This window comes from Micromonospora xinjiangensis (genome assembly GCF_056150165.1).
On record NZ_JAXCFO010000006.1, the window covers coordinates 297569 to 311391 of the forward strand.

The window sequence follows — 13823 nt, forward strand, 5'->3', positions numbered from 1 at the left end:
GGCTCCGCTCAGTCGGGCAGCACGTGCGTGACGTACCGGCGGGTCAGGGTCGCCACGACCGCGTCGGGGTCGGCCGCCCACACGTCGGCGTTGAAGATCTCCACCTCGGTGTCGCCGGTGTAGCCGGCCCGCTCGACGGCCCGGCGCAGCAGCGGGAAGTCGATGTGCCCGTCGCCCATCATGCCCCGGGAGAGCAGGGCGTCCGGCGGCAGCGGCGTGATCCAGTCACAGACCTGGAAGCTCGCGATCCGCCCCCGGGCCCGGTCGATCTGGTCGAGCACGTCCGGGTCCCACCAGACGTGGAACGTGTCGACGACCACGCCGACCTGCTCGGCCGGGAACCGCTCGGCCAGGTCCAGCGCCTGACCGAGGGTCGAGAGCACTCCCCGGTCGGCGCAGAAGATCGGGTGCATCGGCTCCAGCGCGAGCCGCACCCCCCGCTCCCCCGCGTACGGCGCCAGCGCGGCCACACCCTCGGCCATGCGCGCGCGGGCGCCGGCCAGGTCGCGCGAGCCCGGCGGCAGGCCACCGACCACCATGACGAGGCAGGCGGCGCCCAGGGCGGCGGCCTCGTCGACGGCACGGCGGTTGTCGTCGAGCGCGCGGCGCCACCGTTGCGGGTCGGCGGCGGTCAGGAACCCGCCCCGGCACAGTGAGGAGACCCGCAGGCCGGCGTCCGCCACGAGGCGGGCCGCGGCGCTCACGCCGATCGCCTGCACGGGCTCCCGCCACAGCCCGATCGCGGGCAGCCCGGCGCGTACGCAGCCGGCGACCGCCTCCGCGACGGACCACCGGTCGGTGGTCTTCTGGTTCAGCGACAGCCGGGCCAGCCGCGGGTCGCCCGGGCCCGGGGTCGGCACCTCGGCCGGCCGCCCGGACGGCACGTCCAGGCCGTCCACGGTGGAGGGCGCGGTGCCGGTCATCGCGGCACCCCGGCGACGTCGAGGAACGCCCGCAGGCGCGCGGCGGCGAGGTCCGGGTCGGGCAGCAGCCGGGCGTCGTCGGCGAGGCGGGCCAGCTCCGCGAGGTGGAGCACCGACCGGGCGCTCTGCAGGCCGCCCACCATCGTGAAGCCGGGCTGGTGGCCGCAGAGCCAGGCGAGGAAGGCGATGCCGGTCTTGTAGTACCAGGTCGGGGTGGCGAAGACGTGCCGGGCGAGGGGCAGCGTCGGCGCGAGGATCGCGTCGTAGCGGGCCGGGTCGCCCTCGTCGAGCGCCTGGAGCGCGGCGGAGGCCGCCGGTGCGATCGCCGCGAAGACGCCGAGCAGGGCGTCGCTGTGGTGGACACCGTCCCCGCGGATCAGCTCGGGATAGTTGAAGTCGTCACCGGTGTAGAGGCGTACGCCGGCGGGCAGGGCGGCCCGCAGCCCCCGCTCGTGCGCGGCGTCCAGCAGCGACACCTTCACCCCGTCGACCTTGTCGGCGTGCCGGGCGACGAGGTCGAGGAACGCGGCGGTGGCGACCGGCACGTCGGCCGAGCCCCAGTAGCCGGCAAGCGCCGGGTCGAACATCGGCCCCAGCCAGTGCAGGATCACCGGGCCGGAGACGTGGTCCAGCAGGCGCCCGTACACCTTCGCGTAGTCCTCGGGCCCGCGGGCCAGGCGGGCGAGCTGCCGGCTGGCCATCAGGATGACCTGCGCGCCGCTGGCCTGCACGACCTCGACCTGCACGGCGTACGCGGCCGTGACGTCGTCGAGGGAGGCGAGGTCGGCCGGGGCGTGGTCGGTGCCGGCGCCCGCGGCGATGCGCCCGCCCACCTCGCGGGCGGCGGCGGCGCTGCGCGCGATGAGCTGCCGCGTGGTCGCCCAGTCCAGCCCCATCCCGCGCTGGGCGGTGTCCATCGCCTCGGCCACCCCCAGCCCGTACGACCACAGGTGCCGTCGGAACGCCAGGGTGGACTCCCAGTCGACGACCGCCGGCGCGCCGGGGGTGTTGTCGCCGAGCGGGTCGGCCACCACGTGCGCCGCCGCGAAGGCGACCCGGGACGTGAGGGGCCCGGCCGGTCGGGGCCACCGGGCCGGTTCGCTCAGCCACCGCTCCTCCAGCGTGCCGTCCGGGCGGGGCAGCCGCACCCGGGCGCTCACGCGGTCAGCTCCGGCAGCTCGACGCGGCGGCCCTCCCGCGACGAGCGCAGCCCGGCGTCGGCGAGCTGCACCCCGCGAGCGCCGGAGAGCAGGTCGTACGGGTTCGGCGCGTCCTCCACGACGTGCCGGACGAACTGCTCCCACTGCGCCTTGAATCCGTTGTCGAGCACCGCGTTGTCCGGCACCTCCTGCCATTGGTCGCGGAAGCTCTGCGTCTCCACGAGGTCGGGGTTCCAGACCGGTTTCGGGGTGACCGCCCGGTGCTGCACGCGGCAGCGGTGCAGCCCGGCCACCGCGCTGCCCTCGGTGCCGTCCACCTGGAACTCCACCAGCTCGTCCCGGTTGACCCGGACCGCCCAGGAGGAGTTGACCTGCGCGACGATGCCGCCGTCCAGCTCGAAGATCGCGTACGCCGCGTCGTCGGCGGTCGCGTCGTAGCGTTCGCCCTGCTCGTCCCAGCGCTCGGGGATGTGCGTGACGACCCGGGCGGTGACCGCGCGCACCCGGCCGAAGAGGTTCTCCAGCACGTAGCTCCAGTGCGGGAACATGTCCAGCGCGATGCCGCCGCCGTCCTGCGCGCGGTAGTTCCAGCTCGGACGCTGGGCCGGCTGCCAGTCGCCCTCGAAGACCCAGTAGCCGAACTCGCCGCGCACCGACAGGATCCGGCCGAAGAACCCGCCGTCGACGAGCCGCTTGAGCTTCAGCAGGCCGGGCAGGTAGAGCTTGTCGTGGACCACGCCGTTCTTCACCCCGGCGCGGCGGGCGTGGCGGGCGAGTTCGAGGGCTCCGTCGAGCGACTCGGCCGTGGGCTTCTCCGCGTAGACGTGCCGGCCGGCGTCCATCGCCTTGATCAGCGCCTTCTCCCGCACCTGGGTCAGCTGGGAGTCGAAGTAGACCGGGTAGTCGTCGTCGGCCAGCGCGGCGTCCAGGTCGGTGCTCCACCGCGGAAGCTCGTGCCGCTCGGCGATCTCGCGCAGCTTCGTGGCGTTCCGCCCGACCAGCAGCGGCTCGAGCTGCACGCGCGTGCCGTCGGAGAGGGCGACGCCGCCCTGCTTCCGGATGGCGAGGACGGATCGGACGAGGTGCTGCCGGTAGCCCATCCGCCCGGTCACCCCGTTCATCACCACGCCGAGCTTGCGACCGGCCATCGACGACCTCCTTGGGAAAGCGCTTACCCGGAACGGTAGGGCAGAGCGAGGCGCCCGTGCAAGCCCCGTCCCCAGCGGCCGGTCAACGGCACCCGGAATCGGCCGTCGTGAATGGCGGAAGTGCAGGTCACCGGGGTTTGACGCCCGGTCGGCCGCTTCCTACGCTGGCGGACGACCCCCACCCGGCGCCTGCGGAAGGACGTCCCGTGACCGGTTCCGTCACGCTGCACGACGTGGCACGCCGCGCCGGCGTCTCGCTGGCCACCGCCTCCCGAGCCCTCAACGGCAGCGCCAACCGCGTGGTGGGTGAGAAGCTGCGCGAGCGGGTGCTGCGCGCGGCGGCCGAGCTGCGCTACTCCCCCAACGCGCACGCCCAGGCGATGGCCCGGGGCCGCACCAACATCGTCGGCCTGTCGCTGCACGACATCGCCGATCCCTACTTCTCGGCCGTCGCGGCCGGCGTGATGCGGGAGGCCGAGGCGAACGGCCTGCTGGTCACCATGGCGAGCACCGAGCGGCGGCCGGGCGCCGAGACGGACTACGTGGGCGCCTTCCGCCGGCACTGGGCCAGTGTGGTCATCGTGGTCGGCAGCCGCACCGACGACCGGGCCGCCACCGACCAGCTCGCCGAGGAGCTCGCGGCGTTCGAGGCCGAGGGCGGCCGGGCGGTCGCCATCAGCCAGCCCCGCCTGCCGGTCGACACCATCTCGATCGACAACCAGGCCGGCGCGCGCGACCTCGGCAGCGCCCTGCACGACCTCGGGCACCGCCGCTTCGCCGTCCTCTCCGGCCCGACCGACCTGCTCACCGCGACCGAGCGGGTGGCCGGCTTCCGGGAGGCGCTGGCCCGGCGCGGCGTCCGGCTCGCCCCGGCGCACGTGGTGCCCGGGCCGTTCACCCGCGACGGCGGCTACGCGGCCATGCACCAGCTGCTCGACCGGGAGCCCGACGTCACCTGCGTCTTCGCGGTCAACGACGTGATGGCGGTCGGGGCGATGGCCGCGCTGCGCGACCGCGGCGTCGAGCTGCCGGCGGGCATGGCGATCGCCGGGTTCGACGACATCGCCACCCTCCGCGACGTCAGCCCGGGGCTGACCACCGTGCGGATCCCGCTGGAGGAGATCGGCGCGCTGGCCGTCCGGCTGGCCCTCGACGACGACGTCGACCGGCCCCGCGTGCACCGGGTCGCCGGCGAGGTCGTCGTGCGCCCCAGCACCCCCCGCCTCGGTTGACCGGTCGGGCCGGCGAGGCCCGGCTCCGCCGCCGACGTCGGTGTCGGGCGGCACCGGGGCGGGTGGGCCGGGGAGCGGCGGCCGGCTGCCACCGCTCCCCCACCGCGCCGCGCCGGACGCCTCAGCCCGCCGGCGTGCCGCGCACCTGCAGGTCGCGCAGCCGGCCGATGTTGTCGAAGGACCCGAAGCCCACCCGGCCGGAGGTGAACGTCGTGTCGCGGGCGGTCATGAGCGGGTCCTTCGCCCCGTCCACGTAGACCGCGATCTCCCCGGTGGTCGGCAGGTGCCGGACCCGGACGGTGTGCCAGTCGGCGTCCACGACGGCCGGCGCGGCACCGCGCGAACGGCCGTTCCACTGGTAGTCGATCCGCTCCCGGTCCGCGTTGTCGACCTTGAAGATGCCGTTGTGCGGCAGGATCGTGTTGTCGGTCGACAGGTGGGCGTAGTAGAACTCCGTGTCCGAGCGGTAGCCGAAGACGATGATCACGTCCCGGTTCGTCACCTCGACCGGCGTGTCCAGCCGTACGTCCGCCGTGATGTCCACGGCCCCGAACTCCGGGCCGGCGGTGAGCACCGCGTACTCGAACGGTCGACGCGGACCGGGCCGGGCCACGCCCGCCTCGGCGAGGATGACCTGCTCGCCGGTGAACCGCCACTTCGACGGGGTCACCGGCGCCCAGTTGCTCGGCCGCATGGTGTCCCGCACCTTCGTGGTGCCGGGCTTCCCGCTCGCGAACTCCCGGGTACCGGTCACCTTCCAGATCTTCCCGTTCGCCTTGGCGAGGAGGTAGAGCTCGCCCCGCGCGTCGGTGCCGAAACGCAGGTCGACCCGGTTGGGGTCACCCGGCGCGCCGGGCCCGGAGAGGTCCTGCATCCGCACCGGGGTGCCGTCCTCGGTGAAGAGGGCCAGCCGATGGATCGGGGCCGGCCGCGCCCCGCGGCGCATCTCCTTCGCCTCGGTGTAGAGCACCCGGCCGTCGACCAGGTCGCCGAAGACGTACTTGCCGCGCAGCGCCGGCACGTCGCGGCCGCGGTAGACGAACCCGCCCGCCACCGCGACCCCGACGTCCGAGGTGCAGTTCCAGCCCGGCGCCGGGTCATGGTCGTACGCGGCCACCGGGTAGGTGTAGCCGTACCGCTCGTCGTCCTCGGGCAGCGGGAAGAGCTTGTCGCAGGGCCGCGTGGACGCCTTGTCGAAGACGAACGCGCCCTCGCGCTCGCTCCAGCCGAAGTTGTCACCGGCCCGCACCTCGTAGATCGCCTCGATGGCGTGCTCGCCGATGTGGCCCAGGTACATCTTCCCGGTCTGGCGGTCCCAGCTGAACCGGTGCGGGTCGCGGAAGCCGACCGCGTAGATCTCGCCGAGCGCGCCCTCCCGCCCGACGAACGGGTTCGACGGGGGGATGCCGTACCGCCGGCTCGCGGCATTGGTGCCCAGCGGGTCGATCCGCAGCAGCTTGCCGTGCGGCAGGGCGAGGTTCTGCGGGTCCGTGTTGCGGACGCCGAGCCCGCCGTCACCGGCGGCGATGTAGAGCATGCCGTAGTCGGGGTCGCGCTTCTTCGCCGTCGGGTTGAAGTTGATCTCCTGGATGCCGTGCACCTGGCCGCCGAAGCCGATGCGCAGCACCTCCCGGCGGGTGCCGGCGAAGGTGTCGGCGGCCGGGTCGCTCGCCGTCCACTCCGTGATGATGCCGTGGTAGATGGTGCCGGCCTGCGACCAGTCCGGCGTCTCCGTGGCGAGCGACGCCTGCTCGGTGTGGACGGTGTAGAACTTGCCGCTGCGCGTGAAGTCCGGGTGGAAGGCCACGTAGCCGAAGCCCTGGCCGAGCCCGCGGCCGGAGAAGAACTTCGGCGCGAAGGTCGCGGCGACGTCCAGGTAGACGTGCGGCACCCCGTCCTCGACGACGTACAGCTTGCCGTTGAGGTCGGGCACGGCCCGGCGGCCGGAGCCGTCGGGGATCTCCATGATGGTGTTGATCCGGGCCTGGCGCATGAGCCGGGTGTCCGTCGGTGCCGGGGTCGGCTCGGACTTCGGGAAGCTGGTGTACTCGCTCAGGACCAGGCCGAGACGGCTCTGGATCTGCGCCTCGGGGACCGGGTCGTAGATCGGGTCGGCCGCCTGGGCGGGGGCCGCGGCCACCAGCGACAGGGTGAGCGCGGCGATCGTGAGCGCCGTCGTCGTCACCGGTCTGCGCGGGCGGCGAGTGGAGATGCGCACGGGTCACTCCATTCTCGGGGGGACGGTGGGGTGGTGGATCAGCGACCGCGGATCATGTGCCGGTACTGCCGCTCGACGTCCCGCGCCGAGAGCGCGCGGTCGAGGAACATCAACGCGTCCATCCGGCAGTCGCACGGGTTCTGCTCGCGGGTGTCCTGCGGGAAGCTCCCGCCGATCTTGATGCCGCGCGGGTCGGTGGCGGTGGTGACGTGCGGCCCGGGGCCGCCGACCAGCCACGGGTCGTCGGTGCGGGTGTAGAAGCCGGCCAGGGGCCGGCCGTCGCGGTAGAGCGCCATGGTGCCGGTGGCGAAGTCGAAGGTGGCGGCGAGGTGCACCCACCGCCCCACCGGCAGCAGGGTGCGCCAGTCCTCCTGGGCCGCGAAGGTCTGGGAGTTCCCGCCGTCGAGCCGGCGTCCCAACGCGACCAGGCGCAGCTCGCCGTTGACGTCGATGAGTTCCAGCAGGGCACGTACGCCGTGCCCGTCGGAGTCGCCGGTGAGCACGCCGGCCAGCCCGATCGCGTTGAACAGGTCATCCGGGTTCTGGGTGTTGGAGTTGGGCAGCGGGCCGGTCATCTCGACCTTGAACCAGCCCATGACGGTGGTGCCGGCCACGGCGTTGAACGCGCGCAGCGTACGCACGCCGCTGGCCGAGTAGATGCCGGCCTTCCAGTCGTCGTTGCCGGCGACCGTCGGCTCGACCTGCCGGGTCTGCAACGCCCGGCCGCTGCCGGCGTACGCGTGGTCCCGCACGCGCATCGCCGCCGCGCCGTTGACCAGCTCGATCTCGGTGCCGGAGCGGCCCTGGTCGCGTTCCAGCGCCTCGTCGCCGGGGACGGGGTGGTCGAAGTCGTAGAACGCGACCAGGTTGTCTCGCAGGGACGGGTGGACGTCACGTGGGCCCGGATGGCCCGCGGACGCGGGTGGCGCCGCGACACCGGCCAGCACCCCGGCCGCCAGGACGGCGGCGGTGGCGGCGGCGACGCGTCGTGTTCTCGACATCGCGTACACCTCTCTGTGCCACGAACTCGGCGGTCCGGGCCCGGTAAGCGCTTACCGGAGTGGCCGGACCCTATGTGGTGGTGCGGTGGTGCCGTACGGGGTTCAGCGCTTCGGGGTGACCGGCGGTTCGGCGGGCCGCCCGCCCAGGTACAACTCGCCCAGCTGCGGGTCGGCCAACAACTCGGCCGCCGGGCCGGAGATGTGCACCCGACCGAGGTCGAGCACGCAGCCGAGGTCGGCGGTCTCCAGGGCCCGCCGGGCGTTCTGCTCGACCAGCAGCACGGCGGTGCCGGCGTCGCGCATCCGGACGACCTGCTCGAAGACGGTGGCCGTCGCCTTCGGGTCCAGGCCCATGGACGGCTCGTCCAGCAGGACGACCTTGGGGTCGACCATGAGCGAACGGGCGAACTCGACCTGCTTCTGCTGCCCGCCGGAGAGCAGCCCGGCGAGGCTGCCCCAGCGCTGGGCCACCACCGGGAACAGCTCCTTGACGAACTCGGCCCGGCGGGCGAGGAACGCCTTGTCGCGCAGCGTGTAGCCGCCGAGGAGAACGTTCTCGGCCACGGTCATCTCGCGGAACACGCTGTGTCCCTGCAGGACGTGCGCCACCCCGGCGGCGAGCATCGCCTGCGGCCCCTGCCCGGTGATCTCCCGGCCGCCGACCAGGATCCGCCCCGACCGGGGCTTCAGCAGGCCGCTCGCGACCTTCAGCACCGTCGACTTGCCGGCGCCGTTCGGGCCGACGAGGCAGACGATGGACCCGGCCGGCACGGCGACGGAGAGGCCGCGCAGCACCGGGGCGGCCCGGCCGTAGCCGGCCTGGATGTCGACGAGTTCGATCTCAGACGCCAAGGTAGGCTCCCAGCACGCGTTCGTCGGTGCGGATGACCGACGGCGGCCCTTCGGCGATCGGCCGACCACGGTCGAAGACCACGATGTGGTCGCTGATGCTCATCACCAGGTCCATGTTGTGTTCGACGATCACGAAGGTGCGGCCCTCGGCGTTCAGCTCCCGGACCAGGCCGCCGATGCGGTCGAGCAGGGCCGGGTTGACCCCGCCGGCCGGCTCGTCCAACAGGACGGTCTCCGGGTCGCTCATCAGCACGCCCGCCAGCTCCAGCAGCTTCTGCTGACCCCAGGACATGTTCCGCGCCTCGACGTCGGCGAGGTGCTCGATGCCGAGGCGGGTCAGCCAGCCGCGCGCCCGGTCGACCTCGGCCCGGCCGCGCGCCCCGCGCAGCTGACCGAGCAGGCCCGCGGGGCGGACGGACGCGAGCACGTTGTCCAGTGCCGACATGCGGCCGAAGACCCGGCAGAGCTGGAAGGTACGGCCGATGCCGGCGTGCGCGACCACGTGCGGGGTGGCCCGCGTGATGTCCCGTCCCCGGTAGGTGGTCCGGCCGCCGTCGGGCCGGATCATGCCGGTCACGCAGTTGAAGAACGTCGTCTTGCCCGAGCCGTTGGGCCCGATGAGGGCGTTCACCCTGCCGTGCTGGAAGGTCACGCTGGCCCCGTCGAGCGCCACCACGCCCCCGAAGGCCTTCGTCAGGCCCTCCGTCCGGAGCGCCTGCCCGTCCCGTTCGCTCATGCCGCCTCCTCGCTCCGCTCGCTCATGACGGCTCCTTCGTCGACGGCGCGCCGGGGCTGGCCCCGGCCAGCTCGGGCGCGCCGGCCGCGCGCTCGCGCTGCTCGCGCAGCTCGGCCGCGGTCACCTCGCGGATCGACTGCTGGGCCGGCCGGAACCGCTCCAGCCCGGCGGCGATCGCGGGCAGCACCCCGTCGGGCATGAAGAGCACGACGAGGGCGAGCAGCAGGCCGGTCGCGACCAGGTGCAGCGGGGTGTTGCCGTACTCGACCTTGAAGTACTCCAGGGCCGTGCCGACGACCAGCGCGCCGAGCAGCGGGCCGAACAGCGTGCGTACGCCGCCGAGCAGCGCCATCAGCACCATGTACGAGCCGGTCAGGATGGAGAACTGGAAGACCGGGTCGAGGTCGCCGAACCAGAGCGCGTAGAGCCCGCCGGCCGCCGCCGTGAACCCGGCCGACACCACGAAGACCACCAGCTTGTAGGCGAACGTGGGGATGCCCAGCGACTCGGCCTTGTCCTCGTCCTCGCGGATCGCCTTGAGGCCCAACCCGAACCGGGAGCGGTCGATCAGCCACCAGGCCAGCAGCGCGAGCGCGAGCAGGCCGGCGAAGAGGAACCAGAAGACCCGGTGGTGCTCGGGGCGCAGCAGGTCCGGGAACGGGCGCGGCACGTTGAGGCCACGGGAGCCTCCGGTGAACGACGCCCAGCTCTGGAAGATCAGCAGCAGGACCAGCACCAGCGCGATGGAGACGATGACGAAGGAGGCGCCGCGCACGCGCAGCGCCGCGTACCCGATCGGCACGGCGAGCGCCGCGACGACGAGCGCCGCGACCACGAGCGCCAGGAAGCTCGGCACGCCGGCCTTGGTGACGAGCAGGCCGGTGCCGTACGCGCCGAGCCCGGCGAGCGCGCCGTGGCCGAGCGAGATGTAGCCGGTGAAGCCACCGACGAAGTTCCACGACGTCGACAGCAGCGCGTAGTTCAGTACGAGGATGCCGGCCGAGAGGATGTACGGGTTGGGGGCCAGCGACGGGAACGACAGGGCCGCCGCGACGAGCGCCACCAGCAGGACGCCCCGGACCAGGCGGCCGGTGGTGAGCGCCGGCCGGCGCGCGAGCCGGACGGGTGTGGGGTCAGAAGCGCTGGGCAAGCCGGCCTCCGAAGAATCCCTGCGGGCGGAACGCCAGCGTGACGAAGAGCGCGAGGTAGAAGATGGTCTGCGCCCAGGTGGTGTTGAGCGGGATCTGCAACAGGCTCTGCGTGAGGCCCAGCACCATGGCGGCGGCCGCCGCGCCGGGCACGCTGCCCAGCCCGCCGACCACGATGATCGCCATGAGCGGCCCGATCCAGTGCCAGTGCAGCGACGGGTAGATGGTGGTGTCCAGCGCCAGTGCGGTGCCGCCGACGGCGGCGCTGGCGAGCCCGATGCCGAAGCCGAAGCCCGCGACCCGGTCGGTGTCGATGCCCACCAGCCGGGCCGCGTCCCGGTGCTGGATCGTCGCCCGCAGCGCCCAACCGAACGTGGTCCGCTTGAGCAGCAGGTAGAGCGTGAGCAGCGCGACCGCGGCGAGCCCGAACGCGATCAGCTTGACCACCGCGACGCGGGCCCCGAACAGCTCGATGTTCGCCGCCCCGTAACCGAGCTGGATGCGGCGCTGGGTGCCGGTGAAGGCGTACCCGAGCAGGCCCTCGATGATGACCGCGATGGCGAAGGTCAGCAGCACCGACATCATGGTCAGTGTGGCGGGGCGCAGGCGCGACAGTAGCAGCCGTTGCAGCAGCACCCCGCCGCCGAAGAAGAGCGGGACCGTGACGACCAGCGAGAGCAGCGGGTCGACACCCAGCCGGGTGTGCGACCACCAGGCCAGGTAGGCGGCGAGGATGAGGAACGCCGAGTGGGCGATCATCACCACGCGCATGATGCCGAAGTAGAGCGTCAGGCCCGAGGCCAGCAGGGCGTAGAGCCCACCCAGGAGCACACCCAGGATGACGCTCTGGAAGATCAGCGCTCCGGAGGACATCGGCGCCTACCAGGCCGGCTTGGGATAGACGATGTCGGTCTCCTTCGCGTCGGCCGGGAGCACGATCTGGATCTCCCCGCCGACCCACTGCTGGATCATGTGGGCGCCCTTCGGCTTGCCGGTCGCGTCCCAGCTGAGCGGGCCGACGACGGTCTCCACGGTGTTGCCGCGCACCCAGTCGATCAGCTTCTGCTGGCAGTCGCCCTGCTCGGCGCAGCCGACCGCGGTGATGGCCGCGGCCACGACCTGGCCCGTGGTGTACGCGTTCGCCTCGTCCTCCTCGGGCGGTGAACCGAACTGCGCCGTGTACTTCTCCACGAACTCGACGTTGCTCGGGTAGGGCGCCTTCTGCGTGTAGCCGGTCGGCGCCAGGATGCCCTCGGTCTTGTTGCCGATCGCGGCGGCGAACTCGGGGCTGGTCGGGGCGGTCGAGAAGGCGGCCAGCTTGGGTTGGTAGTCGAGCTGCTGGAGCGCGACGATCAGGTTGACGCCGTCCTGGTACTGCGAGCCGCCGACCACGATGTCCGCCTTGGACGCGGCGATCTTCGCGGCGATGCCGCTGAAGTCGGTGGTGTTCGGCGGATAGACCTCGTCGACCACGGTGCGGATGCCGCCCTTTTCGAGCTTCTCCTTCAGGCCGTACGCGGTGCCCTGCGCGAACGGGTCGTCCATCGCCGCGTAGGCCGCCGTGGCGGGCCGCTGGTCGGCGGGCAGGCCGAGGAGGTACTCGGCGAGGTGGTTGTAGTGGTCGTTCGCGACCGCCGGGGCGGCGTAGAAGAGATTCTTGAAGCCCTGCTCGAAGACCTCGTTCGCCGCGCCGGCGGGCTCGACGAACAACATCCCGTACTCCTCGGCCACGCGGGCGGCCGGCACGACGAGCCGGGTCGAGAAGGGACCGACCACCACGTCGACCTGGTCCTGGCCGATCAGTTGCTCGTAGTCCGACACGACGCGGTCGGCGTTGGACTGGTCGTCGAGGATCTTCAGCTCGACCTGACGGCCCAGCAGGCCGCCCTTGTCGTTGACGATCTTCGCCCAGGCCTGGTAGCCGCGCTGCACGCCCTTGCCGGGCTCGGAGAAGTCTCCGGTGAGCGGCAGCGAGATCCCGACCACGATCGGGTCGTCCGTGGCGGACGAACCCTCGTCGCCTCCGCTGCAACCGGCGAGCGCGAGGGCCATCGTCGCGCCGAACGCCGTCGCCCATCTCATTGTTGTCAACCGGGTGGACATGCTCGGACGCTCCTTTGCACCGGGCTGGAAGCGCTTACGAAAGCGCTTTCGTACTCTAGGGTGTGTGCTACGTCACTGGCAAGAGCCGGGACGCGCCGACATCGATGTCTCGGGAGTCACTGATGCCGAAGCCTGGCTCGAGGTTGCGCCTCGTCGACGTCGCCGAGCGGGCCGGGGTGTCGCTGGCGACAGCGTCCCGCGCCCTGTCCGGGCGCGACGGCGTGAGCGAGGAGGTCGCCGACCGGGTACGGCGGGTCTCCCAGGAGCTGGGCTACGTCGCCAACCCGTACGCACGCACCCTCGCCGGTGGCGCCAGCTCCACTGTGGGCCTCGTCGTGCACCAGGTGGACGACCCGTACTTCTCCGAGATCGCCGGCGGGGTCATCGAGGTCGCCGCCGAACAGGGGCTGCTCGTACAGATCTGCCACTCCGGGCGCGACCCGCACTTCGAGCTGCGGCAGATCCGCCACCTCATCGCCCAGCGGGTCGGCATCATCCTCATCGCCGGGTCCGGCTACACCGACACCCGCATCGAGGCGGAGACGAAGGCCGAGCTGTCCGCGTACCAGAACGTCGGCGGGCGGGTCGCGGTCATCGGGCGGCACTCCCTGGGCGCCGACGCCGTGCTGCCGGACAACGAGGCCGGCGGTCGCGCGCTCGGGGAGCACCTGCTCGCGCTGGGGCACCGCCGCATCGCCGTCGCGGCCGGCACCGAGGGGCTCACCACCGTCGTCGACCGGCTCGCCGGGGTCGCCTCCGCGCTGCGCGCGCACGGGCTGGACCTCGCCGGCCTGCCGGTGGTGCACACCGACTTCACCCGGGAGGGCGGACGGGTGGCCGCCGAGCGGATCCTCGCCGAGCACCCGGCGACCACCGCGATCATCGCGCTCAACGACGCGATGGCGATGGGAGTGCTCGCCGTGCTGCGGGCGCACCGCATCCCCGTGCCGGAGCGGATGTCCGTGGTCGGCTTCGACGACGTGTCCGTCGCCGCCGACCTCGCGCCGAGCCTCACCACCGTGCGGCTGCCGATGACCGACATGGGACGGATGGCCCTCGCCCTCGCCCTCAAGCCCCGGTCGGCCCGGCCGCGCCGGCGCTCCACCGGCCACACCCTCGTGGTCCGCGACTCGACAGGACCCGCACCCGCCTGACCCGCGTTCCGCGCCGCGCTCGTACCCTGCCGCGCCGCGCTCGCACCGCGCGCTCGCGCGGCGGCGACATCCTGGTCGTGGTGGCCTCGGGCCACTCCGAGGCCACCACATCCAGGATCGTGGGGATCAAGGGGCGGGACCGCGCCCC

General features: G+C 72.9%; 12 protein-coding genes. 2 read left to right on the forward strand and 10 right to left on the reverse strand.

What is annotated here, in order from left to right:
• Positions 1 to 8 precede the first annotated feature (8 nt).
• Genes SM573_RS22895 through SM573_RS22905 form a run of 3 tightly spaced genes read right to left on the reverse strand, consistent with a single transcriptional unit; the run spans position 9 to position 3231 of the window.
• On the reverse strand, positions 9 to 923 hold the full coding sequence (locus SM573_RS22895) for a sugar phosphate isomerase/epimerase family protein (protein WP_474610615.1): 915 nt from the start codon (positions 921 to 923) through the stop codon (positions 9 to 11).
• Entirely contained in the window at positions 920 to 2083 is a 1164-nt protein-coding gene (locus SM573_RS22900) for a dihydrodipicolinate synthase family protein (protein WP_474617019.1), read from the reverse strand. The genes SM573_RS22895 and SM573_RS22900 overlap by 4 nt, the downstream gene beginning before the upstream one ends.
• Positions 2080 to 3231: a Gfo/Idh/MocA family protein gene (locus tag SM573_RS22905; RefSeq protein WP_474617020.1), complete on the reverse strand. Its 1152-nt coding sequence runs from the start codon at positions 3229 to 3231 to the stop codon at positions 2080 to 2082. The genes SM573_RS22900 and SM573_RS22905 overlap by 4 nt, the downstream gene beginning before the upstream one ends.
• Before the next feature lie 206 nt (positions 3232 to 3437).
• On the opposite strand from SM573_RS22905, the gene SM573_RS22910 reads away from it, so the two are divergent.
• Positions 3438 to 4463, forward strand: a complete 1026-nt coding sequence (locus SM573_RS22910; RefSeq protein WP_474610618.1) for a LacI family DNA-binding transcriptional regulator — start codon at positions 3438 to 3440, stop codon at positions 4461 to 4463.
• Positions 4464 to 4584: 121 nt separating this feature from the next.
• On the opposite strand, the gene SM573_RS22915 is transcribed toward SM573_RS22910, so the two are convergent.
• The 7 genes from SM573_RS22915 to SM573_RS22945 all read right to left on the reverse strand — a co-directional run bounded on the left by SM573_RS22915 (position 4585) and on the right by SM573_RS22945 (position 12521).
• Entirely contained in the window at positions 4585 to 6681 is a 2097-nt protein-coding gene (locus SM573_RS22915) for a PQQ-dependent sugar dehydrogenase (RefSeq protein WP_474610619.1), read from the reverse strand.
• 38 nt (positions 6682 to 6719) lie between these two features.
• Complete coding sequence (locus SM573_RS22920) at positions 6720 to 7682, reverse strand: LamG-like jellyroll fold domain-containing protein (RefSeq protein WP_474610620.1); 963 nt, start codon at positions 7680 to 7682, stop codon at positions 6720 to 6722.
• Positions 7683 to 7784: 102 nt separating this feature from the next.
• The gene (locus tag SM573_RS22925; protein WP_474610621.1) at positions 7785 to 8534 is read right to left on the reverse strand and encodes an ABC transporter ATP-binding protein; all 750 of its coding nucleotides are present in this window, start codon (positions 8532 to 8534) and stop codon (positions 7785 to 7787) included.
• The gene (locus SM573_RS22930) at positions 8524 to 9270 is read right to left on the reverse strand and encodes an ABC transporter ATP-binding protein (RefSeq protein WP_474610622.1); all 747 of its coding nucleotides are present in this window, start codon (positions 9268 to 9270) and stop codon (positions 8524 to 8526) included. The genes SM573_RS22925 and SM573_RS22930 overlap by 11 nt, the downstream gene beginning before the upstream one ends.
• Positions 9271 to 9292: 22 nt before the next feature.
• On the reverse strand, positions 9293 to 10420 hold the full coding sequence (locus SM573_RS22935; protein ID WP_474610623.1) for a branched-chain amino acid ABC transporter permease: 1128 nt from the start codon (positions 10418 to 10420) through the stop codon (positions 9293 to 9295).
• Positions 10404 to 11291 carry a branched-chain amino acid ABC transporter permease gene (locus SM573_RS22940; protein ID WP_474610624.1) on the reverse strand — a complete coding sequence of 296 codons (888 nt, stop codon included), beginning with the start codon at positions 11289 to 11291 and terminating at the stop codon, positions 10404 to 10406. The genes SM573_RS22935 and SM573_RS22940 overlap by 17 nt, the downstream gene beginning before the upstream one ends.
• 6 nt (positions 11292 to 11297) lie before the next feature.
• Positions 11298 to 12521, reverse strand: a complete 1224-nt coding sequence (locus SM573_RS22945; protein ID WP_474610625.1) for an amino acid ABC transporter substrate-binding protein — start codon at positions 12519 to 12521, stop codon at positions 11298 to 11300.
• Between the two features lie 122 nt (positions 12522 to 12643).
• Between SM573_RS22945 and SM573_RS22950 the strand changes: the two genes are divergently transcribed.
• Complete coding sequence (locus SM573_RS22950; protein WP_474610626.1) at positions 12644 to 13675, forward strand: LacI family DNA-binding transcriptional regulator; 1032 nt, start codon at positions 12644 to 12646, stop codon at positions 13673 to 13675.
• The last annotated feature ends 148 nt before the right edge of the window (positions 13676 to 13823 follow it).

Bases quoted from the DNA above. Each gene is read 5' to 3' on its own strand.
- SM573_RS22905 (WP_474617020.1), bottom strand. From the start codon at position 3,231: ATGGCCGGTCGCAAGCTCGGCGTGGTGATGAACGGGGTGACCGGGCGG.
- SM573_RS22930 (WP_474610622.1), bottom strand. From the start codon at position 9,270: ATGAGCGAACGGGACGGGCAGGCGCTCCGGACGGAGGGCCTGACGAAG.
- SM573_RS22950 (WP_474610626.1), top strand. From the start codon at position 12,644: ATGCCGAAGCCTGGCTCGAGGTTGCGCCTCGTCGACGTCGCCGAGCGG.
- SM573_RS22895 (WP_474610615.1), bottom strand. From the start codon at position 923: ATGACCGGCACCGCGCCCTCCACCGTGGACGGCCTGGACGTGCCGTCC.
- SM573_RS22945 (WP_474610625.1), bottom strand. From the start codon at position 12,521: ATGTCCACCCGGTTGACAACAATGAGATGGGCGACGGCGTTCGGCGCG.
- SM573_RS22940 (WP_474610624.1), bottom strand. From the start codon at position 11,291: ATGTCCTCCGGAGCGCTGATCTTCCAGAGCGTCATCCTGGGTGTGCTC.
- SM573_RS22920 (WP_474610620.1), bottom strand. From the start codon at position 7,682: ATGTCGAGAACACGACGCGTCGCCGCCGCCACCGCCGCCGTCCTGGCG.